This window comes from Enterovirga sp. (genome assembly GCF_035325185.1).
GTDB lineage: Bacteria > Pseudomonadota > Alphaproteobacteria > Rhizobiales > Beijerinckiaceae > Enterovirga.
Window position 1 is genome coordinate 14,590 of the sequence record NZ_DAOLAJ010000007.1, and the last position, 23,905, is coordinate 38,494.

22 protein-coding genes and 2 pseudogenes are annotated in these 23,905 nt (G+C 68.6%); 16 read left to right on the forward strand and 8 right to left on the reverse strand.

Annotated elements, in window-relative coordinates; genetic code table 11:
* Nucleotides 1-116 precede the first annotated feature (116 nt).
* The 3 genes from gyrB to PKD06_RS02545 form a co-directional block, all read right to left on the reverse strand.
* The gene (gene gyrB, locus PKD06_RS02535; protein WP_324377422.1) at nucleotides 117-2,555 is read right to left on the reverse strand and encodes a DNA topoisomerase (ATP-hydrolyzing) subunit B; all 2,439 of its coding nucleotides are present in this window, start codon (nucleotides 2,553-2,555) and stop codon (nucleotides 117-119) included.
* Between the two features lie 138 nt (nucleotides 2,556-2,693).
* The gene (locus PKD06_RS02540) at nucleotides 2,694-2,930 is read right to left on the reverse strand and encodes a hypothetical protein (protein WP_324377423.1); all 237 of its coding nucleotides are present in this window, start codon (nucleotides 2,928-2,930) and stop codon (nucleotides 2,694-2,696) included.
* A 76-nt stretch (nucleotides 2,931-3,006) separates the two neighbouring features.
* On the reverse strand, nucleotides 3,007-3,417 hold the full coding sequence (locus PKD06_RS02545) for a L,D-transpeptidase (RefSeq protein ID WP_324377424.1): 411 nt from the start codon (nucleotides 3,415-3,417) through the stop codon (nucleotides 3,007-3,009).
* Nucleotides 3,418-3,848: 431 nt separating this feature from the next.
* Here PKD06_RS02545 and rpsM point away from each other — a divergent pair, with 431 nt between their 5' ends.
* The 5 genes from rpsM (at nucleotide 3,849) to PKD06_RS02570 (ending at nucleotide 7,786) form a co-directional block, all read left to right on the forward strand.
* Complete coding sequence (gene rpsM / locus PKD06_RS02550; RefSeq protein WP_324377425.1) at nucleotides 3,849-4,217, forward strand: 30S ribosomal protein S13; 369 nt, start codon at nucleotides 3,849-3,851, stop codon at nucleotides 4,215-4,217.
* A 189-nt stretch (nucleotides 4,218-4,406) separates the two neighbouring features.
* Complete coding sequence (gene rpsK, locus PKD06_RS02555; RefSeq protein WP_324377426.1) at nucleotides 4,407-4,796, forward strand: 30S ribosomal protein S11; 390 nt, start codon at nucleotides 4,407-4,409, stop codon at nucleotides 4,794-4,796.
* 95 nt (nucleotides 4,797-4,891) lie between these two features.
* Nucleotides 4,892-5,908, forward strand: a complete 1,017-nt coding sequence (locus PKD06_RS02560) for a DNA-directed RNA polymerase subunit alpha (protein ID WP_324377427.1) — start codon at nucleotides 4,892-4,894, stop codon at nucleotides 5,906-5,908.
* 213 nt (nucleotides 5,909-6,121) lie between these two features.
* Nucleotides 6,122-6,544 carry a 50S ribosomal protein L17 gene (gene rplQ / locus PKD06_RS02565; RefSeq protein ID WP_324377428.1) on the forward strand — a complete coding sequence of 141 codons (423 nt, stop codon included), beginning with the start codon at nucleotides 6,122-6,124 and terminating at the stop codon, nucleotides 6,542-6,544.
* 132 nt (nucleotides 6,545-6,676) lie between these two features.
* Nucleotides 6,677-7,786 (forward strand): acyltransferase, encoded by a 1,110-nt coding sequence (locus PKD06_RS02570; RefSeq protein ID WP_324377429.1) that lies wholly within the window; start codon nucleotides 6,677-6,679, stop codon nucleotides 7,784-7,786.
* Nucleotides 7,787-7,789: 3 nt separating this feature from the next.
* On the opposite strand, the gene PKD06_RS02575 is transcribed toward PKD06_RS02570, so the two are convergent.
* On the reverse strand, nucleotides 7,790-9,073 hold the full coding sequence (locus PKD06_RS02575) for a glycosyltransferase family 4 protein (RefSeq protein ID WP_324377481.1): 1,284 nt from the start codon (nucleotides 9,071-9,073) through the stop codon (nucleotides 7,790-7,792).
* A 149-nt stretch (nucleotides 9,074-9,222) separates the two neighbouring features.
* On the opposite strand from PKD06_RS02575, the gene PKD06_RS02580 reads away from it, so the two are divergent.
* Nucleotides 9,223-10,641 (forward strand): Do family serine endopeptidase, encoded by a 1,419-nt coding sequence (locus PKD06_RS02580; RefSeq protein WP_324377430.1) that lies wholly within the window; start codon nucleotides 9,223-9,225, stop codon nucleotides 10,639-10,641.
* Nucleotides 10,642-10,644: 3 nt separating this feature from the next.
* Here PKD06_RS02580 and PKD06_RS02585 read toward each other — a convergent pair whose 3' ends face one another.
* Nucleotides 10,645-10,995, reverse strand: a complete 351-nt coding sequence (locus tag PKD06_RS02585) for a hypothetical protein (RefSeq protein ID WP_324377431.1) — start codon at nucleotides 10,993-10,995, stop codon at nucleotides 10,645-10,647.
* A gap of 157 nt (nucleotides 10,996-11,152) precedes the next feature.
* Between PKD06_RS02585 and PKD06_RS02590 the strand changes: the two genes are divergently transcribed.
* Nucleotides 11,153-12,460: a replication-associated recombination protein A gene (locus tag PKD06_RS02590; protein WP_324377432.1), complete on the forward strand. Its 1,308-nt coding sequence runs from the start codon at nucleotides 11,153-11,155 to the stop codon at nucleotides 12,458-12,460.
* Nucleotides 12,461-12,467: 7 nt separating this feature from the next.
* Here PKD06_RS02590 and PKD06_RS02595 read toward each other — a convergent pair whose 3' ends face one another.
* From PKD06_RS02595 to PKD06_RS02605, 3 genes and pseudogenes are all read right to left on the reverse strand, one after another.
* Nucleotides 12,468-14,375 (reverse strand): potassium transporter Kup, encoded by a 1,908-nt coding sequence (locus PKD06_RS02595; RefSeq protein WP_324377433.1) that lies wholly within the window; start codon nucleotides 14,373-14,375, stop codon nucleotides 12,468-12,470.
* 858 nt (nucleotides 14,376-15,233) lie between these two features.
* Nucleotides 15,234-15,647 (reverse strand): annotated as a pseudogene (locus PKD06_RS02600) (cell wall hydrolase); the annotation flags it as partial.
* Between the two features lie 179 nt (nucleotides 15,648-15,826).
* On the reverse strand, nucleotides 15,827-16,183 hold the full coding sequence (locus PKD06_RS02605) for a nuclear transport factor 2 family protein (protein WP_324377434.1): 357 nt from the start codon (nucleotides 16,181-16,183) through the stop codon (nucleotides 15,827-15,829).
* A 202-nt stretch (nucleotides 16,184-16,385) separates the two neighbouring features.
* Between PKD06_RS02605 and PKD06_RS02610 the strand changes: the two genes are divergently transcribed.
* The 9 genes and pseudogenes from PKD06_RS02610 (at nucleotide 16,386) to purQ (ending at nucleotide 23,899) form a co-directional block, all read left to right on the forward strand.
* On the forward strand, nucleotides 16,386-17,543 hold the full coding sequence (locus PKD06_RS02610; RefSeq protein ID WP_324377435.1) for an RluA family pseudouridine synthase: 1,158 nt from the start codon (nucleotides 16,386-16,388) through the stop codon (nucleotides 17,541-17,543).
* On the forward strand, nucleotides 17,540-18,250 hold the full coding sequence (locus tag PKD06_RS02615; protein ID WP_324377436.1) for an HAD-IA family hydrolase: 711 nt from the start codon (nucleotides 17,540-17,542) through the stop codon (nucleotides 18,248-18,250). The genes PKD06_RS02610 and PKD06_RS02615 overlap by 4 nt, the downstream gene beginning before the upstream one ends.
* Nucleotides 18,243-18,962, forward strand: coding sequence for an ATP12 family protein (locus tag PKD06_RS02620; protein ID WP_324377437.1), 720 nt, complete (start codon nucleotides 18,243-18,245; stop codon nucleotides 18,960-18,962). The genes PKD06_RS02615 and PKD06_RS02620 overlap by 8 nt, the downstream gene beginning before the upstream one ends.
* Nucleotides 18,963-19,021: 59 nt before the next feature.
* The gene (locus tag PKD06_RS02625; RefSeq protein WP_324377438.1) at nucleotides 19,022-20,548 is read left to right on the forward strand and encodes an acyl-CoA carboxylase subunit beta; all 1,527 of its coding nucleotides are present in this window, start codon (nucleotides 19,022-19,024) and stop codon (nucleotides 20,546-20,548) included.
* A gap of 82 nt (nucleotides 20,549-20,630) precedes the next feature.
* Entirely contained in the window at nucleotides 20,631-21,257 is a 627-nt protein-coding gene (locus tag PKD06_RS02630) for a CDP-alcohol phosphatidyltransferase family protein (protein ID WP_324377439.1), read from the forward strand.
* On the forward strand, nucleotides 21,254-21,853 hold the full coding sequence (locus PKD06_RS02635) for a lysophospholipid acyltransferase family protein (protein WP_324377440.1): 600 nt from the start codon (nucleotides 21,254-21,256) through the stop codon (nucleotides 21,851-21,853). The genes PKD06_RS02630 and PKD06_RS02635 overlap by 4 nt, the downstream gene beginning before the upstream one ends.
* Nucleotides 21,850-22,794, forward strand: coding sequence for a phosphatidate cytidylyltransferase (locus tag PKD06_RS02640; protein WP_324377441.1), 945 nt, complete (start codon nucleotides 21,850-21,852; stop codon nucleotides 22,792-22,794). The genes PKD06_RS02635 and PKD06_RS02640 overlap by 4 nt, the downstream gene beginning before the upstream one ends.
* A 92-nt stretch (nucleotides 22,795-22,886) precedes the next feature.
* Nucleotides 22,887-23,117, forward strand: a pseudogene (gene purS, locus PKD06_RS02645) (phosphoribosylformylglycinamidine synthase subunit PurS); the annotation flags it as partial.
* Between the two features lie 89 nt (nucleotides 23,118-23,206).
* On the forward strand, nucleotides 23,207-23,899 hold the full coding sequence (gene purQ / locus PKD06_RS02650; protein WP_324377442.1) for a phosphoribosylformylglycinamidine synthase subunit PurQ: 693 nt from the start codon (nucleotides 23,207-23,209) through the stop codon (nucleotides 23,897-23,899).
* The last annotated feature ends 6 nt before the right edge of the window (nucleotides 23,900-23,905 follow it).

Below are 23,905 nucleotides of genomic sequence, written 5' to 3' on the forward strand. Positions count from 1 at the left end.
TCTCGAAGGGACGCCGGTGATGGAATCGACGTCAGGCGGGCGAAGCGCGCCGGACGTCCCACAATCGAAGCGCGGAATGGCCAAATCGAGGCGAGGCCAAGCCGGCCCCGAGGGGGTCAGACGTCGAGATTGGCCACCGAGAGCGCGTTTTCCTGAATGAACTCGCGCCGCGGCTCGACCACGTCGCCCATCAGCTTCACGAAGAGATCGCCGGCATCCTCGCTGTCCTTCACCTTCACCTGGAGAAGGGAGCGCACCTCGCGGTCGAGCGTGGTTTCCCAGAGCTGCTGGGCGGTCATCTCGCCGAGCCCCTTGTAGCGCTGGAGCTGGATGCCGCGCCGGCCATAGCCCGTGACGGCCTCGAAGAGGGAGAGCGGCCCGCTGATCGGCGTCTGGTGGTCCTTCCGCACCAGGACGGCCGAGCCGCCATAGATCTCCGCGAGCGCGGCGGAGCGCTCGTGCAGCTTCTTCGCCTCCTGCGAGGCGACCAGGACCTGGTCGAGCAAAGCCGCCTGGGTCACGCCGCGCACGGTGCGGGTCAGCACATAGCCGCCGTCCTGCGCCTCTCCGCCCCAGCCTCGCTCGGTATCCTCGGCCAGCGCGTCGAGGCGCTCGGCCAGGGCGCGGGCGGCGCGGGCGGCGCGCTCGGAATCGTGCACCACCTCCTGCGAGAGGGCGCCGACGATGGCGGCCTGCTCGATGGTCACGCGGTCGTAGCGCGAGTGGAGCGAGGACAGGATCTGGCGGATCACGCGCGCCTCGTCGATCAGGGCGCGCAACTGGGCGCCGCCGAATTCGGTGCCGTTCGCGAGCCGCAGGACGACGCCGTCCGAGCCGGCCTCGATCAGGTAGTCCTCGAGGGCGCGCTCGTCCTTGAGATAGGTCGCGTTCTTGCCGCGGCTCGCTTTGTAGAGCGGCGGCTGGGCGATGTAGAGGTGCCCGCGATCGATCAGCTCCGGCATCTGGCGGAAGAAGAAGGTGAGGAGCAGCGTGCGGATATGGGCGCCGTCCACATCCGCGTCGGTCATGATGATGATGCGGTGATAGCGCAGCTTGTCGGGATTGAAGGCGTTCGAGCCGTCGCCCCGGCCGATGCCGGTGCCGAGGGCCGTGATCAGCGTGCCGATCTGGTCCGACGAGAGCATGCGCTCGAACTGCACGCGCTCGACGTTCAGGATCTTGCCGCGGAGCGGCAGCACGGCCTGGAAGGAGCGGTCGCGCCCCTGCTTGGCCGAGCCGCCGGCCGAGTCGCCCTCGACCAGCAGCAATTCGGACTTGGCCGGGTCGCGCTCGGAGCAATCGGCGAGCTTGCCGGGGAGGGAGGCGATGCCGAGCGGGTCCTTGCGCACGGTCTCGCGGGCCTTGCGGGCGGCCTCGCGGGCGCGGGCCGACTGGACGACCTTGGAGACGACCTTCTGGGCCTCGCCCGGATGCTCCTCGAGCCAGGTCGAGAGCCCCTCGTTGACGATGCTCTCGACGACGGGCCGGACCTCGGAGGAGACGAGGCGGTCCTTGGTCTGGGAGGAGAATTTCGGATCGGGCACCTTCACGGAGACGATGGCGGTCAGCCCCTCGCGGCAATCGTCGCCGGTGAGCGACACCTTCTCCTTCTTGGTCAGGCCCGAGGAATCGGCATAGCCGTTGACCTGCCGCGTCAGCGCGCTGCGGAAGCCGGTGAGATGCGCCCCCCCGTCCCGCTGCGGGATGTTGTTGGTGAAGCACAGGACCGTCTCGTAGAACGAATCGTTCCACCAGAGCGCGATCTCGGCCTGAACGCCGTCCTTCTCGGCCCGCACCACGATCGGCTTCTCGATGAGCGGGGTCTTCGAGCGGTCGAGATAGCGCACGAAAGCCTCGACGCCGCCCTCGTAGGAGAGTTCCTCCCGCTTGACGTCGCCGTGCCGGCTGTCCGTCAGCACGATGCGGACGCCGGAATTCAGGAAGGCCAGCTCGCGCAGGCGCTTCTCGAGCGTCGGGAAGTCGAACTCGGTGAGGCTGAAGGTGGCGGAGGAGGGGAGGAAGGTGACCTCCGTGCCGCGCCTGCCCTCGGACGGGCCGACCACGGCCAGCGGCTCGACGCGCTCGCCGTGGCGGAATTCCATGTAGTGCTCCTGCCCCTCGCGCCAGATGCGCAGGCGCAGGAACTCGGAGAGCGCGTTGACGACGGAGACGCCGACCCCGTGCAGCCCGCCCGAGACCTTGTAGGCGTTGCCGCTTTCGGACGTGTTCTCGAATTTTCCGCCGGCATGGAGCTGGGTCATGATGACCTCGGCGGCCGAGACCCCTTCTTCCTTGTGGATGCCGGTCGGGATGCCGCGCCCGTTATCGGAGACGGTGCAGGAGCCGTCGGGATTGAGCGTGACGCCCACCTCGGTCGCATGGCCGGCCAGCGCCTCGTCGATGGCGTTGTCCACCACCTCGTAGACCATGTGGTGGAGGCCCGAGCCGTCATCGGTGTCGCCGATATACATGCCGGGCCGCTTGCGGACCGCGTCGAGCCCTTTCAGCACCTTGATCGAATCGGCGCCATAGGCCTCTGGCTGCGGAGCGACCATACTACGGATTCCTTGACGTGATCGGAAGGAGCGCCGCGAGCGCGCGGGCGCCGAATCCCTCAAGGATCATGTAGCGGGTCCGGCCCGGAATTTCACCTCGAACCCGGCGCGAAAACCCGAGCCGGCGGGTATAGGCCGTCAGGGCGTGAGGGCGATCAGCGCGGCGCTGACGCCGGTCATGAAAAGAATGACGATCCCGACCAGTCTGGCAATCGGCAGCGCCTCGGCCCGCCTCTCCATTTGAAATGCATCACCACGCAACATAGTCGCCTCCAACACAACTTGCGACGGAACCAGGATAAACTCATCCTTGCGGATTGTCCACAGCCGATCTTGCTTCGCGTTGTTGATGGAGCGCGATTCGACGATGCTCATCGTCTATGCGTTGTAAAAACGGCACGACAAGTGGCGGGGCCATCCGCCCGAGGGCAGGGCCCCGCCGCCGCGGGGCTCAGTTGGTGACGACGATGGTCGCCCCGCCATGGCGCTGGGTGAGGCCGTAGAGCGTGCGCGCGTTTCCGGTGGCGAGGCGGATGCAGCCGTGGCTCGCGCGCGAGCCCAGCGAACGCACCGCGCCCGTGCCGTGGACCGCATAGCCGCCGCGGAAGAACATCGCGTAGGGCATCGGGGACATGTGGTATTTGCGCGAATACCACATCCGCTCCATCCGCTGGACACGATAGGAGCCCGCGGGGGTGACGTAGCCGCGCCGGGCGGTCGAGACCGGCCAGACATGGGCCAGGCTGCCGCCGACATAGACATACATGCGCTGGCTGGAATTGCTGACGCGGGCGACGACGGAGGCGGCCGCGGGGGTGGCGAGGGCCGCGAGGGCCGTCAGGGCAAGAAGGATGCGACGCATGGTCATACTCACAAGGGGCGGGACTGCCGCGCTTGAAAACGCGCATCCTGCCTCGATCTTTCCGCATCCGGGGCGATTTTTCTTCGCTTGACGGCCAGTGTAAAGGGCCGTTTTATTGTCCCCTTTCGGTACGGTTAAGAAGAGCGGCCTTTGTTTCGGCTTCCTTGCAGGGATGTTTCGGCGGGCGTTCGGTCCTTTCGCGAAGGCTTCGGGGAGCCGCGGCAGGGTCCGGCCCGGCGGGTCCGGCCGGAAACGGCAAATTGACATTCTCTTGTTTCGGTCCTAAGGGGCGGCGTCCATCGAACGGATCAAGATCGCCGTGCGGTGCTCCCGATAAGGGTGTGCTAGCGCGCTTTCCGTGTTTGAGGGCGGCAGATTCGCTCAATCGAGCAGGTTTTAAACTCCCCTGACGAGGGGCAAGGAGAGGCGGCGTGGCCCGTATCGCAGGCGTCAACATTCCGACGAACAAGCGCGTCGTCATCGCGCTCCAGTACATTCACGGCATCGGCCCGAAGAAGGCGCAGGAGATCGTCGAGAAGGTCTCGATCCCGTCCGAGCGCCGGGTCAACCAGCTGACGGATGCCGAGGTTCTCCAGATCCGCGAGGCGATCGACCGCGACTATCAGGTCGAGGGCGATCTCCGCCGCGAGGTCTCCATGAACATCAAGCGGCTGATGGATCTCGGCTGCTACCGGGGCCTGCGTCACCGCCGCAGCCTTCCCGTCCGCGGCCAGCGCACCCATACCAATGCCCGCACCCGCAAGGGCAAGTCCAAGCCGATCGCCGGCAAGAAGAAGTGACCCGGCGCGCCCCCGGCGCGACAGGTCGTCCCCGGGCTTGACCCGGGGATCGGGCGTCGCCGATGCCCAATCCGGTCCCGGCTCTCCGCTTCGCCGCGGCCGGGATGACAGTCGCCCGGTCCGCCGGGCCGATCACCTCCACATCCCGAGCGCCTGGAGATACGGGCGCGCCTGAAGGATCACGACGAGATGGCAAAAGAAGCAACCCGCGTCCGCCGCCGCGAGCGCAAGAACATCGTGTCGGGCGTCGCCCATGTCCACGCCTCGTTCAACAACACGATGATCACGATCACCGACGCGCAGGGGAACACGATCTCCTGGTCGTCGTCGGGCTCGATGGGCTTCAAGGGCTCGCGCAAGTCGACCCCCTATGCCGCCCAGGTTGCGGCCGAGGACGCCGCCCGCAAGGCCGCCGAGCACGGCATGCGCACCCTCGAGGTCGAGGTCTCCGGCCCCGGCTCGGGACGCGAATCGGCTCTCCGGGCGCTCCAGGCCACGGGCTTCACCGTCACCTCGATCCGTGACGTGACGCCGATCCCGCATAACGGCTGCCGGCCGCGCAAGCGCCGCCGCGTCTGATGCATTCCGGGGGCGTGGCCCCCGTCATTCCCATGCGATCGGGCGGGGCGCGGTGAAAACCGTCGTCCCGCGATCGCCGTCCGAGGGGTAGGCCCGTGATTCAGAAGAACTGGAAAGAGCTGATCAAGCCGAACAAGCTCGTCGTCACCCCCGGCGACGATGCGAAGCGCGTCGCCACCATGGTGGCCGAGCCGCTGGAGCGCGGCTTCGGCACGACGCTCGGCAACGCGCTCCGCCGCGTGCTCCTGTCCTCGCTCCAGGGCGCGGCCGTGACCTCGGTGCATATCGACGGGGTGCTGCACGAATTCTCGTCGATCCCCGGCGTGCGCGAGGACGTGACCGACATCATCCTGAACGTCAAGACGGTCGCGATCCGCATGCAGGGCGACACGGCCAAGCGCCTGTCGCTCCGCAAGACCGGCCCCGGCGTCGTCACCGCCGGCGACATCAACACGACCGGCGACATCCAGGTTCTCAACCCCGAGCTGGTGCTCTGCACCCTGGACGACGGCGCCGAGATCCGCATGGAGTTCACGGTCACGAGCGGCAAGGGCTACGTGCCCTCCGAGCGCAACCGTCCCGAGGACGCTCCGATCGGCCTCATTCCGATCGACAGCCTGTTCTCGCCGGTGCGCAAGGTCTCCTTCCGGGTCGAGAATACCCGCGAGGGGCAGGACCTCGACAAGGACAAGCTGACCATGACGGTCGAGACCAACGGCGCCGTCTCGCCGGAGGACGCCGTCGCCTATGCGGCCCGCATCATCCAGGACCAGCTCTCGATCTTCGTGAATTTCGAGGAGCCGCGCCGCGAGGAGGCCCAGGCCCTCGCCCCGCAGCTTCCCTTCAACCCGGCCCTGCTCAAGAAGGTGGACGAGCTGGAGCTGTCGGTCCGCTCGGCGAACTGCCTGAAGAACGACAACATCGTCTATATCGGCGACCTGATCCAGAAATCCGAGGGCGAGATGCTGCGCACGCCGAATTTCGGCCGCAAGTCGCTCAACGAGATCAAGGAAGTGCTCGCCGGCATGGGGCTGCACCTGGGCATGGAAGTGCCCGGCTGGCCGCCGGAGAACATCGAGGACCTCGCCAAGCGCTTCGAGGAACATTACTGAGCCGCGTGCTTCTCCCCGCGAGCGGGGAGAAGTCGAGTCGGCGGCAGCCGACCGGATGAGGGGCGGGCGCCCCTCGTCGTGTCTCCTTTGCCCCTCACCCGGTCGCTCTGACGAGCGACTCGACCTCTCCCCGCTTTGCGGGGCGAGGCTATCCCCCAAGAAGGAACGGCCGGCCCTTGGCACGGCGGCCGTGAAGACCAGGAGAGCCAGATCATGCGTCACGGATTTCGCGGCCGCCGCTTCAACCGCTCAGCGGAGCATCGCAAGGCGATGTTCGCCAACATGTCGGCGGCCCTCATCAAGCACGAGCAGATCGTCACGACCCTGCCGAAGGCCAAGGACCTGCGTCCCGTCGTCGAGAAGCTGATCACGCTCGGCAGGCGCGGCGACCTCCATGCGCGCCGCAACGCGATGTCGGAGCTTCGCGACGCCGACATGGTCAAGAAGCTCTTCGAGGTGCTGGGCCCCCGCTACAAGACCCGGCCGGGCGGCTATTGCCGCGTGCTCAAGGCCGGCTTCCGCCAGGGCGACAACGCCCCCATGGCCGTCATCGAATTCGTCGATCGGGACGTGAATGCGAAGGGCCTGGATTCCGGCCCGAGCATGAAGGACGAGGACGCCGAGAGCGACGCCTGAGCGCCGCTTCCGCACCGCGAGACCGGGCCGCGACGATGTCGCGGCCCTTTTCGTTTCGATTCGAAAGATCGGATTAAGCACTTCGCATCGAATGGGCGGCATGGTGGCGGCGGCGAAACTTGCGGCCCGGCCGTGGAAACACTTCATCGACTGCAATATCTGCGCGGGCTCGCCGCCTTCCTGGTCGTGCTGTCCCATGCGCTGATCAAGCTCGACCGCATCTGTGAGATTCAGGGCTGGCCGCCCCTCGGCCTTCGGATCGACGGAACCTTTGGCGTCGACATTTTCTTCGTCATCAGCGGCTTCCTGATGTCCACGACGGCGGCGAGGGAATTCGGCGCCGGGGGGGCGCCGTCGCGCTTCCTGCTGCGCCGCGTGATCCGAATCGTGCCGCTCTACTGGCTGTTCGTCGCGATCGAGGTCGCGCTGCGCATCATCCGCCCGGAGGCGGCGGGGGCGCGGTTCGGAGCGGGCGACGTCCTGCTGTCCCTCGCCTTCATTCCCTACGGCCTCGACGGGGGCATCTTCCGACCGGTGGTGGGGCTCGGCTGGAGCCTCGACTACGAGATGTTCTTCTATGTCATCTTCGCCGCCGGGCTGGTCCTGCGCCGCGATGCGGGGCTCGCGCTGATCTGCGCCGGGCTCCTCGGCCTGGTCCTCGTCGGCGGGGCCGCGCAGCCGGCAAACACGGCGGCGGTCGCCTGGACCGCTCCGCTGCTTCTGGAATTCATGTTCGGCATGCTGCTCGGGCGGCTGTCCCTGGCCATGCGCGAGCGCGGCTGGTTCCTGCCTGTGCGCTGGCCCTTCCTTCTCGCGATCGGGCTTGTCATCCTGGAGACGACGTTCTTTCCGGGCTCGGACTTGGAGGCGCTCGGCTGGCGGCCCCTGCACTGGCTCCTCGCCGCGCTGATCGTCGCCCTGGCCGCGCTGACCGCGCCCGATCGGAATTTCGAAAGCTCCGCCCCCGGCCGCCTGCTGAAGGGCGTCGGGGACAGCTCCTACAGCCTCTATCTCTTCCATGCGCTCGTGCTGACCGTCACGGCCAGGCTCTGGATGACGCTGGGCCTCGGCCGCGACTGGCTGCCGGTCTATTTCGTGCTGGCGGTCCTGGCGACGCTCCCGGCGGCCTGGCTGCTTTACCTCTATGTCGAGAGGCCCGTGACGCGGGCGCTCACGGTGCGCCTCGCTCCACGCGCCCGGGAGCGGAGCGGGGCGATCGCGCCCCTGGCGCCCGCGGAATGAGGCTCAGGCGCGCGAATCCGCCAGGAGAGCGGGCTTGGCCGGGGCCGAAGCCGGCTTCGCCGCCGGATGCGCATCGCGCATGACGAGGCGATAGACTTCTTCCAGCCGGTCCAGATGGGCGTCGAGGGTCGGCGGATGAGCCCAGTATCGCGCATGGGCCGCGCGGGACATCGCCGCTGCCGCCTCGTCGTCCGAGAGCGCGGTGAGGGCGCGGCCGAGATCCTCGACATCGCCCGAGCGGAACCAGAGTCCGGTCTCGCCGTCCCGCACCGATTCGCGTCCGGCGCAGATGTCGCTGACGATCACCGGCGTGCCGACGGCCAGCGCCTCGAGCACCGTCAGCGGCTGTCCCTCGTACCAGACCGAGGGGAAGACGAGGGCGCGCGCCTCGCGCATTAGCGCGCGGACCTCGGGCGGCGATTTCCAGCCGAGGAAGGTCGCCTCGGGATAGGCTTGGCGCAATTCGTCGCCGCTCGGCCCGTCGCCGACGAAGGTCGCCTTCAGGCCCGCCCTGCGTGCCGCCTCCGCGAAGAGCGGCGCTCCCTTTTCCGGGGAGAGGCGGCCGACGAACAGGAAGTCGCCGGCGGCAGCCTCCGGCTTGGGTCCGAGGTCAGGCGTGTCGATCGGGTTGTCGATGCGGTGGAGCACCGTGCCGGGGCGGAAATACCGGCCCGCCACCTCGACCTGGAGGTCGCTGATGGTGACGATGTGGCGGCACGCCTCGGGCAGGCCGCTGACATGGTCGAGGGCCGCGTGGCGGACGAGGCGCAGCACCTTGCGAGGGTAGTTGCGGCTGTCGCAATTGCGCGTGACGCAGGCGAGCGACATCGGCCGGCGCGTGCAGACGGCCTGGGCCCGGTAATCGTAGAAGCCGCCATTAGGGCAGACGAGGAAGAATTCGTGCATCGTATAGGCGACCGGGATCGCCGGATGCGCGCGGAGCGCGCGCCCGATCGAGGGCGAGAGCGCCTTGGCCCAGCCGTGGACATGGACGAGGCTCTGGGCCGGATCGAGCGTTCCGAGCAGGTCGTCGAGCGCGCGGCGCGCCTTGCCGTTCCAGACCACCTGCGCGGCGAAGACGAGGGGATTCTTCTGCGAGGCGATGTCGTCCTGGTCGAGGCAGACGACGCGGATCTGCGCCGCCATGAGGCGCGGATCGACGGGGGCGACCGCGGCGAAGACGGTGACCTCGTGGCCCCGCGCCTTCAGGCCGAGCGCGGAGGCGAGGGCGACATTCGCCTGGCCGCCGTTGATATGCGCGTGATCGAGGACGATGACGACGTGCACGTGGACGTCCTTCTTCAAGCCGAAACCGAACCCTCCCATTCGTACACGCGTTGATTTGCGCCGCCCTTAACGCGAGGCGCGGCCTTTCGCGGGCGGGGAAGTCGGCCTAGAGCGGCAGCGGGTCCGCTTGAATCGAAGCAGGAGAGAGCATGCAGAGCGCATGTCGTTTCGCCGTCATGGCGGTCGTCGCCGCCGCCCTTGCGGGATCGCCGCCGGCTGTCGCGCAGACGCTCAAGGACGGGCGCGCGGCGCCCGCGAGCCCGGCGCAGGTCCAGCTTTCCTTCGCTCCGATCGTCCGCTCGGTCGCGGGCTCGGTGGTCAACGTCTACGGCGCGCGGATCGAGCGGAATTCGCGCATGGCGCAGATGGACGAATTCTTCCGCCGCTTCTTCGGCCAGGGCGGCCCGGGCATGGCGCCCGAGCGCATCCAGCGCTCCCTCGGCTCGGGCGTGATCGTCGACGACAGCGGGCTCGTCGTCACCAACCATCACGTCATCGCCGACATGACGGAGGTCAAGGTCGCCCTGCACGACCGGCGCGAGGTGGAGGCCGAGATCATCCTGCGCGATCCGCGCACGGATCTCGCCGTCCTTCGCCTCAAGGGGAAGGGCACCTACAAGGCGATCGAGCTGGGGGACCCCGACAGCCTCCAAGTCGGCGACCTCGTGCTCGCGATCGGCAATCCCTTCGGCGTCGGCCAGACCGTGACCCAGGGCATCGTCTCGGGGCTCGCCCGGACCAATGTCGGGCTCACCGATTACGGCTATTTCATCCAGACCGATGCCGCGATCAATCCCGGAAACTCGGGAGGGGCGCTGGTGGACATGGCCGGGCGCCTCGTCGGCATCAACGCGGCGATCTATTCGCAATCCGGCGGCAGCGTCGGGATCGGCTTCGCCATTCCCTCGAACATGGTCAAGGCCGTCCTGGCCTCGGCCAAGGCCGGTGCGAAGACGATGCAGCGCCCCTATCTCGGCGCGTCGCTGCAAAAGGTGAGCCCCGATATCGCCGAGGGCCTCGGCATCGATCCTCCGGCGGGCGCGCTGGTGGCCTCGGTGCGCCGCGACGGTCCGGCCGAAAAGGCCGGCTTGCGGACGGGCGACGTGATCACCGAGGTCGACGGACATCCGGTCGACGATCCCGACGCGTTCGGCTGGCGCTTCGTGCTGAAGGGCGTCAGCGGCGAGGCTTCCGTGGTCGTCAACCGCCGCGGCAAGCGCCAGGCGCTCGCGATCAGGCTCGCGCCGCCGCCGGAGGTTCCCCCGCGCGACCCGGTCGAACCCAAGGGACGGAATCCTTTCGCCGGCGCGACGCTCGTCAATCTCTCGCCCGCCGTTTCGGACGAGATGCATGTCGACCAGCAGGACGGCATCATCATCTCCGCCATCGAGGAGGGCAGCACGGCCGACCGGCTCGGCTTCCAGAAAGGCGACGTGATCGTCCAGATCAACGGCGAGCAGGTCGAGACGACGCGCAGGTTCGAAAGTCTCATCCGGGGCGGGGCGCGGAACTGGGAAGTGTCGATCCGGCGCGGCGGGCAGGTCCTGACGACGGTCTTCGGAGGCTGAGGGTCAGTTCAGCTCGCAGAAGCCCCTGCCGGCTCCGACGGTCCGGTCCTGGGGGCAGACGAAGGCGGGCTTGGCCGCGATCCTCGGCTTCGCCGCCGGTGGCATGATCGCCGGCGCGGGTGCCGGCACCGTGGAGCTTGTCGGCATGTCGTCGCGGATGCCCTCCCGGCGCGCCCCGGAGCTGCCTCCGATGAAAACCACGGGGGCGATGCCGCTTTGAGCGGGCCGCGCCGCCGCGGGAGAGGAGGGCGTCCGGGAGGTGAAGGAGCGGAGCTTGAACCCAGCGCGCGCCTCCGCATGCGAGGCCGAGAACACGAGGACCACGACGGCGGCTGAGGCAACGAGGGCGCGCATGATCTTCCTTCCCGTTTTTTCGGGGCTGCGGCCGAAAGCGGCCCTCCCGCTCGTTTCATCCTGCCGGACTCGTCTGACCGCAGGGTTGAGAAAGAGCCTGAACATTGCGTAGCGAAAGCCGCTGCGTTTCGATGCGTCAGAGAGCCGAGGGCCCGTGATGTCCGACCTCTTCGCCGCGGCGGGCCTCGACCGGGGCGCGCCCCGCCCGCTCGCCGACCGGCTGCGGCCGCGCTCCCTCGCCGAAGTGGTCGGGCAGGAGCATCTCGTCGGGCCGGAGGGCGCACTGACGCGGCTCGTCGAGGCCGGCTCGATCGGCTCGCTGGTGTTCTGGGGCCCGCCGGGCACCGGCAAGACCACGGTCGCACGGCTCCTCGCGGGCGTGACGAAGCTTCGCTTCGAGCAGATCTCCGCCATCTTCTCGGGCGTCCAGGACCTGAGGAAGCTGTTCGAGGCGGCGCGGGGGCGGCGCTCGACAGGGGAGGGCACGCTCCTCTTCGTGGACGAGATCCACCGCTTCAACCGGGCCCAGCTCGACGCCTTCCTGCCCGTGATGGAGGACGGCACGATCACCCTCGTCGGCGCGACGACCGAGAATCCCTCCTTCGAGCTGAACGCGGCTTTGCTCTCCCGCGCCCGCGTCATGATCTTCCGCGCGCTCGACGAGGAGGCGATCGGCCGGCTCCTGGCGCGGGCGGAGGAGGCGGAGGGCAGGGCGCTGCCGCTCGACGAAGAGGCGCGCGCCTCCCTGGCCCGGATGGCGGACGGGGACGGACGCGCGGCGCTGACGCTCGCCGAGGAGGTCTGGCGCTCGGCGAAGCCCGGCGAGATCTTCACGGCCGCGGAGCTTCAGGACATCGTCCAGCGCCGCGCCCCGATCTACGACAAGGCGCAGGAGGGGCATTACAACCTCATCTCCGCGCTGCACAAGACGATCCGCGGCTCCGATCCCGACGCCGCGCTCTACTATCTCGCCCGCATGCTCGAAGCCGGAGAGGACCGCCTCTTCATCGCGCGCCGGCTCGTGCGGGCGGCCATGGAGGATATCGGGATGGCCGATCCGCAGGCGCTCGTCGTCGCGAACGCGGCCAAGGACGCCTTCGATTTCCTCGGCTCGCCGGAGGGCGAGTTGGCCCTCGCCCAGGCCGTCATCTACCTTGCGACCGCGCCGAAATCGAACGCGGCCTATATGGCCTACAAGGCCGCGAGCGCGGTCGCCCGGGAGCACGGTTCGCTGATGCCGCCCAAGACGATCCTCAACGCGCCGACGAAGCTGATGAAGCGCGAGGGCTACGGCGCCGCCTATCGCTACGACCACGACGAGCCGAATGCGTTCTCGGGCCAGGATTACTGGCCCGAGAAGCTCGGCCGGCAGGTCTTCTATCGCCCGACCGGACGCGGCCTCGAGCCGCGCATCGCCGAGCGGCTGGAGCGCTGGGCGCAGCTCAGGCGCGAGCGGGGCGGGTAGCCGGAGATCAGATCTCGATCTCGACGCCGACCTCCACCACCTGCGTGGCCGGGATGTGGAAATAGGCGGCGGAGCGTTCCGCGTTGCGCTGCATGAAGGAGAAGAGCGACTCGCGCCACACCGCCATTCCCTCGATCTCCTCGCGAGGAATGACGGTCTCGCGACCGATATAATAGGACAATTCGTCGAGATCGACGTTGGGGAGGAGCCCGCGCTCCACTCCGCAGCGCAGGCCGTCGTGGATTCGCGGCATCTCCATGAAGCCGAAATGGAGGATCACGCGGCGCACGCCCTGCGTCAGCTCAATCACCTGCATGCGATCGTCGTCGGACACGCGCGGAACTTCCTCCAGCTTTCCGGTCACGATCAGGATGTTCTGGTGCAGCGCGTGATTGTGGCGCACGAAATGGGTCAGCGAGAGTGGCAGGCCCCGCGAGGTGGAGGCCAGGAAGGCGGCGGTTCCGGGCAGCCGCATCGGCGGCTTCGTCGCCAGCATGTGGAGAAAGGTCTTTTCCTGCTCGCGCTGCCTGCCCCGGGCAGCCTCGACCAGCACGAGCCCCTGCCGCCAGGTCAGCATGATCACCGTCAGGACCAGCGCCAGGACCAGTGGATACCAGCCGCCCTCGTGCAGCTTTGGCAGGTTCGCCGAGAAGAAGGAGAGGTCGATCAGGAGGAAGAATCCGTTCACGGCGGCGACGAGGATCGGGTTGTAGCCCCACTTGACCGCGATCAGCGCCGCGAGCGCCGTCGTGATGGCCATCAGCGCCGAGACGGCGATGCCGTAGGCGCCGGCCAGCGCGTCCGAGGAGCGGAACATGAAGACGGAGGTCATGGTCGCGAAGCAGAGCATCCAGTTCACGATCGGGATGTAGATCTGCCCCTTCTGGTCGTCGGCGGTGTGGCGGATGTGGACGGAGGGGAACAGCCCGAGCTGCGTCGCCTGCTGCGTCAGGGAGAAGGCCCCCGTGATCACCGCCTGCGCGGCGATGACGGTCGCCGCCGTGGCGAAGAAGACCATGGGGTAATGGGCCCAGTCGGGGGCGAGCTGGTAGAAGGGATGGTCGGCCGCCCCGGGCTCGACCAGCAGCAGGCCGCCCTGGCCGAAGTAATTCAGCATCAGGGCCGGCAGCACGACGGTGAACCAGGCGGCGCGGATCGGGACGGGGCCGAAATGGCCCATATCCGCATACATCGCCTCGCCGCCGGTCACGGCGAGGAAGGTCGCGCCGAGGACCGCGAACCCCACCATGGGCGCGGTGTGGGTGATGAAATACAGGGCCTTGAACGGATTGATGGCGCCGAGAATCTGCGGCGCCATCACGATTCCCCGTAAGCCCAGAAGGGCGAGGGAGATGAACCACAGGAGCATGATCGGCCCGAACAGCTTGCCGATGAAGCCCGTTCCCTTGCGCTGGACCAGGAAGACGCAAAGGAGGATCGCCGCGGTCAGCGGCACGACGGCCGGCTCGAGAATCGGAGCATCGACCTTCAGGCCCTCGACGGCGCTGAGCACCGAGATCGCGGGCGTGATGGTGCCGTCCCCGTAGAGAAGAGCGGCGCCCACCAATCCTCCCACGAGGGCATAGGATCGCCAGCTGCCGGGTTTCGCGTGGCGCGCCTTGAGCAGGGCCAGCATCGCCATGATGCCGCCTTCCCCCCGGTTGTCGGCGCGCAGGATCAGGGCCGCGTATTTGACCGAGATGACGAGGATCAGCGCCCACAGGATCATCGAGACGCAGCCGACGACCGCCTCGGGCGTCAGCACGGAGCCTGCGCTCGCCGCCCTCGCCGCCTCCTTCAGGGCGTAGAGGGGGCTCGTTCCGATATCGCCGTAGACGATCCCGAGCGCGCTCAGCGAGGCGGCGGGAAGCGAATGACGATGCCCGCCATGCGACGGCGCGTCATCTTGAGACAAAATCCCCGCATGGGCCACGCGTCGCACTCCCGTCCGGCCGGGAAATAGGGCACGGGGCCGCGCGCGCGGCAAGTCTTCTCGTAAGACGAAGCCAAGTTTTCAGTGCGCTCGACTTGGCGGCGCGACATTTTCGGCTCAGTGCTCCCGCCCGGACGGCGAGCGGTGGTTCTTCGCTTTGTTTCTGTCGGTGGTCGGAGCGGGTTCGGGCCCGCGCTTCCAGCCCAGCTTTGCGGCATCGGCAGGCTTCGCCTGTGCGACGCGATAGGGCAGGGGCTCCCCGGTGGCCGCTTTGGGTTTCTCGGCGAGAGCCTTGGGGGCGCCCGGAGCGGGCCTTTGAGCGACGCCCCGCGCGGGCTCGACTTTCGCGGCGAGGCGCGGGGCGCTCCCGGCGCCGCCGACCTTGGGCGTTCCCGGATGCGGGGCCGCGGCCGAATGGCCCTTCCTGGGCGGCTCGACCTCTTCCCTTCCGGCCTTGTAGGGGAGGGCCATGCCGCCGAGGCGGCCTGAGGGCATCGCATCGCTGCGCTGGCGCGCGACCTTGGGCAGGTCCTCGTCGTCGAGATGGGCGAGGCGGATGCGCTCCGGCTTGCTGCGGATGCGCGGCATCTCCTCCGGGCGCAGAAGCGCGACCCGATGGGCGGCCCGCGACCCGTGGGCGGCCGGACGGGGCTCGCGCTCCTCGAGGCTGGCGAGCTGCACCCGCGCCTCGGGGCGGCGCACCGGACGCTCGATCGCATGCCTGGAGGGCGCGGCCTGCTCGGCCTGCGCGAGGAAGATGGCGTCGGAAGGCCGCCGCCGTGCGCGCTCCGCCTGCGCGACGAGGATGTTCGGGTTGACGGGCGTGAAGGTGCCCGGCGTCCGCTTCTCGTAGAAGACGTTGCCGCCCGCCGCCACGACATAGGCCATGTTGCGGTAGGGGAAGGTATAGCCGGCCGTATGGAAATGCATGGCCGCGCCGACCTTGGCGTGGCGCTCGCCGGCGAGCACGGCATCCGCCCTTGCCAGGGCGAGAGCCCAGGAACGGCCGCTCACGGGCTTCGAGAGCGCGCCGTCGGCGAACTGGTTGTGCTGGCCGACCACGCCGCACACTGTCTTCGGATAGCGGCCCGATTGCAGGCGGTTCATCACCACGGTGCCGACGGCGGTCATGCCGTCCTCGCTGGAGCGGTTGGATTCGAAATACATGGCGCGCGCCAGGCATTCGCGCTCGCTCAGCGAATGGCGCGTCTGCCACGACGCGGTGGTGAAGGGGTTGTGGCCGCAGGCGCCCACGGACAGGGCGAGGGCAGCCGCCGCCGCGGTGGGCGCGCCCTTGATCGGTCTCGCCAAAGCGTGACTCCAATACGCAACACAGGAGCCGGAAAGCCGATACAAATCCGGCTCTCCTCGGCACGAGACCTAAAAACGCGCCAAGATCGTTGAGATTCGATTAAGAGATGTCCGGCGCCGGCTCAGCGCGTCACATGCGCCGCGACGCAGCGCCATGCGCCGTCCTGCTTCGCCCATACATCCGTATAGCGCCCGTGGCGGGGCTCGCCGTGGGAGGTGCGGTATTCCGTCCGGGCGTGGATGACGGCGACGTCGCCGAAAAGGCGGATCTCGACCTGATGGGCCTCGAGGCCCCGTATCGTGACGGGGAGGGCGGTCTGGGCCAGGAAGCCCTTCTTGTCGACGATCGAGCCGTCCGGGTTCGAGCAGCGGAAATCCTCGGAGAGGAGCAGCTCGAAGCGCTGCACGTCGCCATTCTGCACGGCCGCCACGTAGTCGGCATTCAGCCCGGCCAGGACGGCAAGGTCCTCCCCGCTCATGAGCGGCCTCCCCCAGTCGTGGACGAGAGAATCGCACCAGTCACCGTCTCGCTCATGCGATACCTCCCGCGCGCAGGATACTCCGCTTTCGCCCGCCGTCGACATCCTGCTACAGGACGGCCATGCAGGCGACCTTCATCGTCCTTCCCGGCGCCGGAAGCGGCAAGCCGCCCGCGGGCCTTTCATCGACGGGAAGCCTCGCATGAGCCCGCGCGACCGGCAGGGCGGCAAGCCCGGACGCTCCGCGCCGAGGCCGGCGGCGAAGCCCCGCAGGCCACCCTCGGCCATAGCGGCGCGGCCGCCGAAGGCCGCCCCGGCGGCGCGTCCTTCGCGCGCCGAATCGGAAAGCCTCGCCGCGCCGGCCCTGCCGGCCGCCGTCCAGATCCTCTCGGTCGAGCCGGACGAGGCCGGGATGCGGCTCGACCGCTTTCTCCAGGCCCGGTTTCCCGGCCTCGCCCAGACGCATATCCAGCGCATCGTCCGCAAGGGCGAGGTGCGGGTGAGCGGCCACCGGGCGAAGCCGTCCGACCGCCTCGAGACCGGCTGGGGCATCCGGGTGCCGCCGCTGCGGCTCGAAGGGAGGCCCGAGCGCGCGCCCGAGGCGAGCGAGGCCGATGCCGCCTTCCTGCGCTCGCTCGCCTTGTTCGAGGATGACGACGTCCTCGTGATCAACAAGCCCTTCGGCCTTGCGGTGCAGGGCGGCTCGGGCATGACGCGGCACGTCGATGGCCTGCTGGAGGCGCTTCGCAGCCGCGACGGGCAGAAGCCGCGCCTCGTCCACCGGCTCGACAAGGATACGGCCGGCTGCCTCGTCATCGCCAAGACCCGCTTCGCGGCGGCGGCTCTCGCGAAATCCTTCCGCTCGCGCGCGACGCGCAAGATCTACTGGGCCGTGGTCGCGGGCGTGCCGCGGGTGCGCCAGGGCCGCGTCTCCACCTATCTCGCCCGCGGCGAGAGCGGGGAGAACGAAACCCGCATGGAGGTGGCGCGGCACGGCGACGAGGGCGCGAGCCACGCCCTGACCTACTATGCCGTCATCGACCAGGCCGCGCAGAAGCTCGCCTGGATGTCGCTGAAGCCGGTGACCGGCCGGACGCACCAGCTCCGTGCGCACGCGGCGCATATCGGCCATCCGATCATCGGCGATCCGAAATATTTCAGCGTCGAGAACTGGGAATTGCCGGGGGGCATCCAGAACCGGCTTCATCTTCTGGCCCGCCGCATCGTCGTCCCGCATCCGCGGACGGGGCGACCGCTGGATGTGACCGCGCCGCTGCCGCCCCATATGCAGCAGACTTTCAACCTCCTCGGCTTCGACCTCTCGCGTTTCGATCCCATCGAGGACGCGCCTGAGGCATGAGCCCGACCTCCGGACATCCGCCCGTGCAGCTTCTCGTTCTCGATGTCGACGGTACCCTCGTCGACAGCCAGGCGCTGATCGTCGAGGCGCAGGCCCGCGCCTTCGCGGCCTGCGGCCTTCCTGCTCCGACGCGCGAGCGTTCCCTCTCGATCGTGGGGTTGTCGCTGATCGAGGCGTTCACGGTCCTCGTCGGCCCGGCCGGTCCGGTCGGGCGGCTGGCGGAGGAATACAAGCTCGCCTTCCAGGACCTGCGGCGGGATCCGGCCTGGCATGAGCCGCTCTTTCCCGGCATCGAGGAGATGATCGCCGATCTCTCGCGCCGGGACGACATCCTTCTCGGCATCGCCACCGGCAAGTCGCGGCGCGGCGTCTCCTATCTCGTCGAGCGCCACGGCTGGGGCGGGATCTTCTCGACCATCCAGACCGCCGACGACGCTCCCTCCAAGCCCGATCCCGGAATGCTGCTCCAGGCGATGGCGGAGACCGGCCTCTCCCCGGACCGGACGACGATGCTCGGCGACACGACCTTCGACATGAGCATGGCGCGCGCGGCCGGCGTGCGGCCGATCGGCGTGACCTGGGGCTATCATCCCGTTCCGGCGCTCCGGGAGGCGGGAGCGGAATCGGTGATCTCCTCCATCGGCGAGCTTCACCCGCTGATCGGCCCGCGCGGGGCCGCGCCGTCGCAGGCTACGGCCCATGCGTGAGCCGGTCGCGAAGCCGAAGCGCTTCTATCGCGAGGCCAAGGCGGAGGCCGGGCTGGACGGCCATGTCCTGATGCTCGACGGGCGCCCCGCCCGCACGCCCGCGAAAAACCCGCTCGCGCTGCCGACGAGGGCGCTCGGCGAGGCCGTCGCGGCGGAATGGGCCGCTCAGGGCGAGACGATCGATCCGTCCTCCATGCCGCTGACCCGCTTCGCCAATTCCGCCATCGACGGCGTGGCGCGGGACATGGCGGCGGTGCGGGCCGAACTTGCGCGCTATGCGGGCTCGGACCTCGTCATGTACCGGGCCGATGCCCCCGAAGGTCTCGTCCGGGCGCAGGCCGAAGCCTGGGACCCCGTGCTCGACTGGGCGCGGGAGAGCCTCGGCGCCCGCTTCGTGCTGAGCGAGGGCGTGACCTTCGTCGCCCAGCCCGAGACTTCGCTCGCCCGCGTCAGTGCCGCGCTGGAAGGCGAGACCTCGCCCTTCCGGCTGGCGGCCCTCCACGTGATGACGACGCTGTCCGGCTCCGTCCTGCTGGCCCTCATGCATGAGGCGGGGGCAATCTCGGCGGAAGCGGCCTGGCGGGCGGCGCATGTCGACGAATTCTTCCAGGAAATCCTCTGGGGGCTCGATGCGGAGGCGGCCGAGCGGCGATCCCGGCGGGAGGCCGAGTTCCTGGCGGCGTCGCGTATCCTGGCCCTCTCGACGGAGTGAGCATTTGCCCTTGCCGCGCATCGTGATACGCGGCTCCCGACGCAGTGGACGGAACCACCATGAAGGACATGCTCGGGCTTCTGGCGAAACGGCGCGAGAGCGCGCGCCTCGGCGGAGGCGAGAAGCGGATCGAGGCCCAGCACAAGCGCGGCAAGCTGACCGCCCGCGAGCGGCTCGAATTGCTCCTCGATCACGGCTCGTTCGAGGAATACGACATGTTCGTCGAGCATAATTGCTCGGATTTCGGCATGGAGAAGGTGAAGATCCCGGGCGACGGCGTCGTGACCGGCTGGGGTACGATCAACGGCCGCACCGTCTTCGTCTTCTCGAAGGACTTCACCGTCTTCGGCGGCTCGCTGTCGGAGGCTCATGCGCGCAAGATCACCAAGATCCAGGACATGGCGCTCAAGGCGCGCGCGCCCGTCATCGGCCTCTTCGATGCGGGTGGGGCGCGCATCCAGGAGGGCGTCGCGGCGCTCGGCGGCTATGGCGAGGTGTTCAAGCGCAACGTCATCGCCTCGGGCGTGATCCCGCAGATCTCCGTCATCATGGGCCCCTGCGCGGGCGGCGACGTCTATTCGCCGGCCATGACCGACTTCATCTTCATGGTCCGCGACACGTCCTACATGTTCGTGACCGGTCCGGACGTCGTGAAGACGGTCACGAACGAGATCGTCACCGCCGAGGAATTGGGCGGGGCCAAGGTCCATACGGCGAAATCCTCGATCGCCGACGGCGCCTATGACCACGACGTCGAGGCGCTGCTCCAGGTCCGGCGCCTCGTCGATTTCTTGCCGTCCAGCAATGTCTCGGGCGCCCCCGAATGGGACAGCTTCGACGACCCGAACCGCGACGACGAATCGCTCGACACGCTCGTCCCGGACAATCCGAACAAGCCCTACGACATGAGGGAACTGATCTCGAAGGTCGTCGACGAGGGCGACTTCTTCGAGATCCAGGAAGCCTTCGCCCGGAACATCATCACCGGCTTCGCCCGGATCGAGGGGCGGACGGTCGGGGTCGTCGCGAACCAGCCCATGGTTCTCGCGGGCGTCCTCGATTCGGACGCCTCCCGCAAGGGCGCGCGCTTCGTGCGCTTCTGCGACGCCTTCGAGATCCCGATCGTCACCTTCGAGGACGTGCCCGGCTTCCTTCCCGGCACCTCGCAGGAATATGGCGGCCTCATCAAGCACGGCGCCAAGCTGCTCTTCGCCTATTCGGAGGCGACCGTGCCGCTCGTCACCGTCATCACCCGCAAGGCGTTCGGGGGCGCCTACGACGTCATGGCCTCGAAGCATATCGGGGGCGATGTGAACTACGCCTGGCCGACGGCCCAGATCGCCGTCATGGGCGCCAAGGGCGCGGTCGAGATCATCTTCCGCGGCTCCGACGAGGCCGGCATCGCGGCGAAGACCAAGGAATACGAGGACCGCTTCCTCTCTCCCTTCGTCGCGGCCGAGCGCGGCTATATCGACGAGGTCATCATGCCTCACTCGACCCGCCGCCGCATCGCCCGCGCCCTCGCGATGCTGCGCGAGAAGACGGTCGAGACGCCGCTCAAGAAGCACGACAACATCCCGCTCTGAGCGTGAGCCGGGCTCGCGACACGAAGCGGACATCGCCCGGAAATGCGGGTTCCGTACCGGGGGCGCCTCGATATGAGGCACCATGGCTGAATCAGATCGCCGCCCGATCGCGGCGCGCGGGGCAGGGTGGACGCGCTATCTGCTGCGTCTTCTCCTCGCGACTCCCATCACCCCGAACCAGATCTCGCTCCTCTCGATCGCCTTCGCGGCCCTGGGCGCCTGGGCGCTCGCCCTCGCGCCCCACCGGCCCCTCCTCTACGTGGCCGCGGCGGCCTGCATCCAGCTCCGGCTGGTCTGCAACCTCATGGACGGGCTCGTCGCGGTCGAGGGCGGACGCGCCTCGACGCTCGGCGCGCTCTACAACGAATTCCCTGACCGCGTGGCCGACAGCCTCCTCATCGTCGCGGCGGGATATGCTGCGGGGACGCCCTGGCTCGGCTGGGCAGGGGCGCTGGCGGCGGCGCTGACGGCCTATGTACGCGTCTCGGGCGGAGCGCTCGGCCTCGCGCAGGATTTCCGCGGGCCCATGGCGAAGCAGCATCGGATGGCGGTCCTGACCCTGGCCTGCCTGCTCGCCTGCCTGGAGCAATGGGCCCTGGGCAGCGGAATCGCGATCCTCCTGGCCTCGTGGGCCGTCTTCCTGGGCTCGCTCGTGACCTGCGGAACACGCACCCTTGCGATCGCCCGCCAACTCGAGGCCCGGCCGTGATCGGCACCGTCATTCTCGGCCTGACGCGCTTTCTCGTCGGCGGCCATGCGCGCTGGGTCGGCTGCGTGCCGAGCAGCCGCCAGCGGATCTATTTCGCCAATCACGGCAGCCATCTCGACACGATCGTGCTCTGGTTCGCGCTTCCCGAGCCCCTGCGCGCCGTGACGCATCCGGTCGCCGCGCGCGACTATTGGGGCAAGGGGCGCCTGCGCCGGCTGGTCGGCGTGGACGTCCTCAACTCGATCCTCATCGACCGCAGCGGGCAGGGGCCGAGGGACGACGTCCTGAAGCCGCTCCACGACGCGCTGGGGGAGGGGCATTCGCTGATCCTCTTCCCCGAGGGGACGCGCGGCCCGGACCGCCTGCCGGGCCCCTTCAAGTCGGGCCTCTACAATCTCGCCGCCGCTCACCCCGAGGCGGAGCTGATCCCGGTCTATCTGGAGAACCTGTCGCGGGCCTTCCCGAAAGGCGCCTTCATCCCGGCGCCCATCGCCTGCACGGCCCGTTTCGGCGCGCCGATCCGGCTCGGGGAGGGGGAGGAGAAGCAGGTTTTCCTGGAGCGGGCGCGGGCCGCCGTGACGGAGCTGGCCGGGTGATCCACGATCCGCATTTCCGCCTGCTCGTCGCGGGCATCCTCGTCTTCCTCAGCCTGGCCTCGGCGGTCGGCTGGGTGCTCGGCCGCCGGGCGACGAGCGAAAGCGCGCGGGCGACGGTCGAGAACCTCAATGCCCGCATCCGTGCCTGGTGGGTGATGGTGGCGATCCTCGCCGGGGCGCTCGCGCTCGGCTGGACCGCGACCATTGTGCTCTTCGGCCTCCTGTCCTTCTACGCCCTGCGGGAATTCCTCTCGCTGACGCCGACGAAGCCCGCCGACCACTGGCCGCTGCTCGCGGCCTTCTATCTCTTCCTGCCCGCGCAATATCTTCTGATCGGGCGGGCCTGGTACGGCCTCTTCTCGATCCTGATTCCGGTCTACGCCTATCTCCTCCTGCCGATCCTCGGCGTGGTGCGGGGAGATACCCAGGATTACGTGCTGCGCATGGCCCGCATCCAATGGGGCGTGATGCTGGCCGTCTATTGCCTCAGCCACGCTCCGGCGCTTCTCGTGCTGCGGATCGACGGATTCGAGGGCAGGTCTCCGCTCCTGCTCGTCTATCTCATCGTGGTCGTCCAGTTGTCCGACGTGATGCAATACGTCTTCGGCAAGCTCTTCGGCCGCATCAAGATCGCCCCGCTCGTCTCCCCCTCGAAGACCGTCGAGGGACTGGTCGGCGGCGGCCTCGCCGCGATCGCGATCGGGACGGGGCTCTATTGGCTGACCCCGTTCACGCCGCTCCAGGCGATGGGCCTCTCGGCGGTCATCGCGATCATGGGCTTCTTCGGCGGCCTCGTGCTCTCGGCGGCGAAGCGCTCGATCGGCGTCAAGGACTGGGGCTCGTCCATCGAGGGACATGGCGGCGTGCTGGACCGGCTCGATTCGGTTTGTTTCGCGGCGCCGATCTTCTTCCACCTGACCCGCTACTGGTTCACGCCGTAAGGCGGTCACGCATCCACAAGGCGGCCCCGGCGATGCGGTGACAAGATGCGGGGCTCGCAGTAGAGAGGCGCCGTGTGCAAGGCGAGCGAAGCATGAAGGCGCGCGTGACGGTGACTCTGAAGACGGGCGTTCTCGATCCGCAGGGCAAGGCGATCGAGGGCGCGCTCAAGTCCCTCGGCGTCGAGGGGATCGGGAGCGTGCGCCAGGGCAAGCTCTTCGAGATCGAGGTGGAGGGCGACCGGGCCGCCGCCGAGGCGTCCTTGCGCGCGGCTTCCGAGAAGCTTCTCGCCAATACGGTCATCGAGAATTTCCGCATCGAGCTGGAGGCTCCCCCCGCCAAGGCGGCTGAGCCTGCTCCCGCCGCGGCGAAGGAAAGCGCTCCGGCCAAGGCAGCGAAAGAGGCGCAAGCCTGATGCGGGCCGCCGTCGTTCTCTTTCCCGGCTCGAACCGTGACGGCGATGTCGCGCGCGCCCTCCGGGGCTCCGGCGCGCAGGTGACCACCGCTTGGCACGGCGACAAGGAGTTGCCGGCGGGCACCGATCTCGCGGTCCTGCCGGGCGGCTTCTCCTATGGGGATTACCTGCGCTGCGGGGCGATCGCCGCCCGCTCGCCGATCATGGGTGCGGTCCGTGCCCACGCGGCGCGCGGCGGGCTCGTGCTCGGCATCTGCAACGGCTTCCAGATCCTGTGCGAATCCGGCCTTCTGCCCGGGATTCTCGTGCGCAACGCCAATCTGCGCTTCATCTGCCACCGCCAATATGTCCGTGTCGAGCGCGACGACACCGACTTCACGCGCCATTACGAGAGCGGGCAGGCCATCAATATCTGCGTGGCTCATGGCGAGGGCAACTACACGGCGGATGCGCAGACCCTCGCGCGGCTGGAAGGCGAAGGACTCGTGGCCTTCCGGTATTGCGACCGGGACGGGCAGGTGACGCCCGATGCCAACCGCAACGGCTCGATCAATTCGATCGCGGGCATCTATTCGCCCAAGCTGAACGTGCTCGGCCTCATGCCGCACCCGGAGAATTTCGTCGATCCGATCGTCGGCGGCACGGACGGCAAGGCGATGTTCGACACGCTCGTCGAATCGCGGGCGGCCTGAGCACGC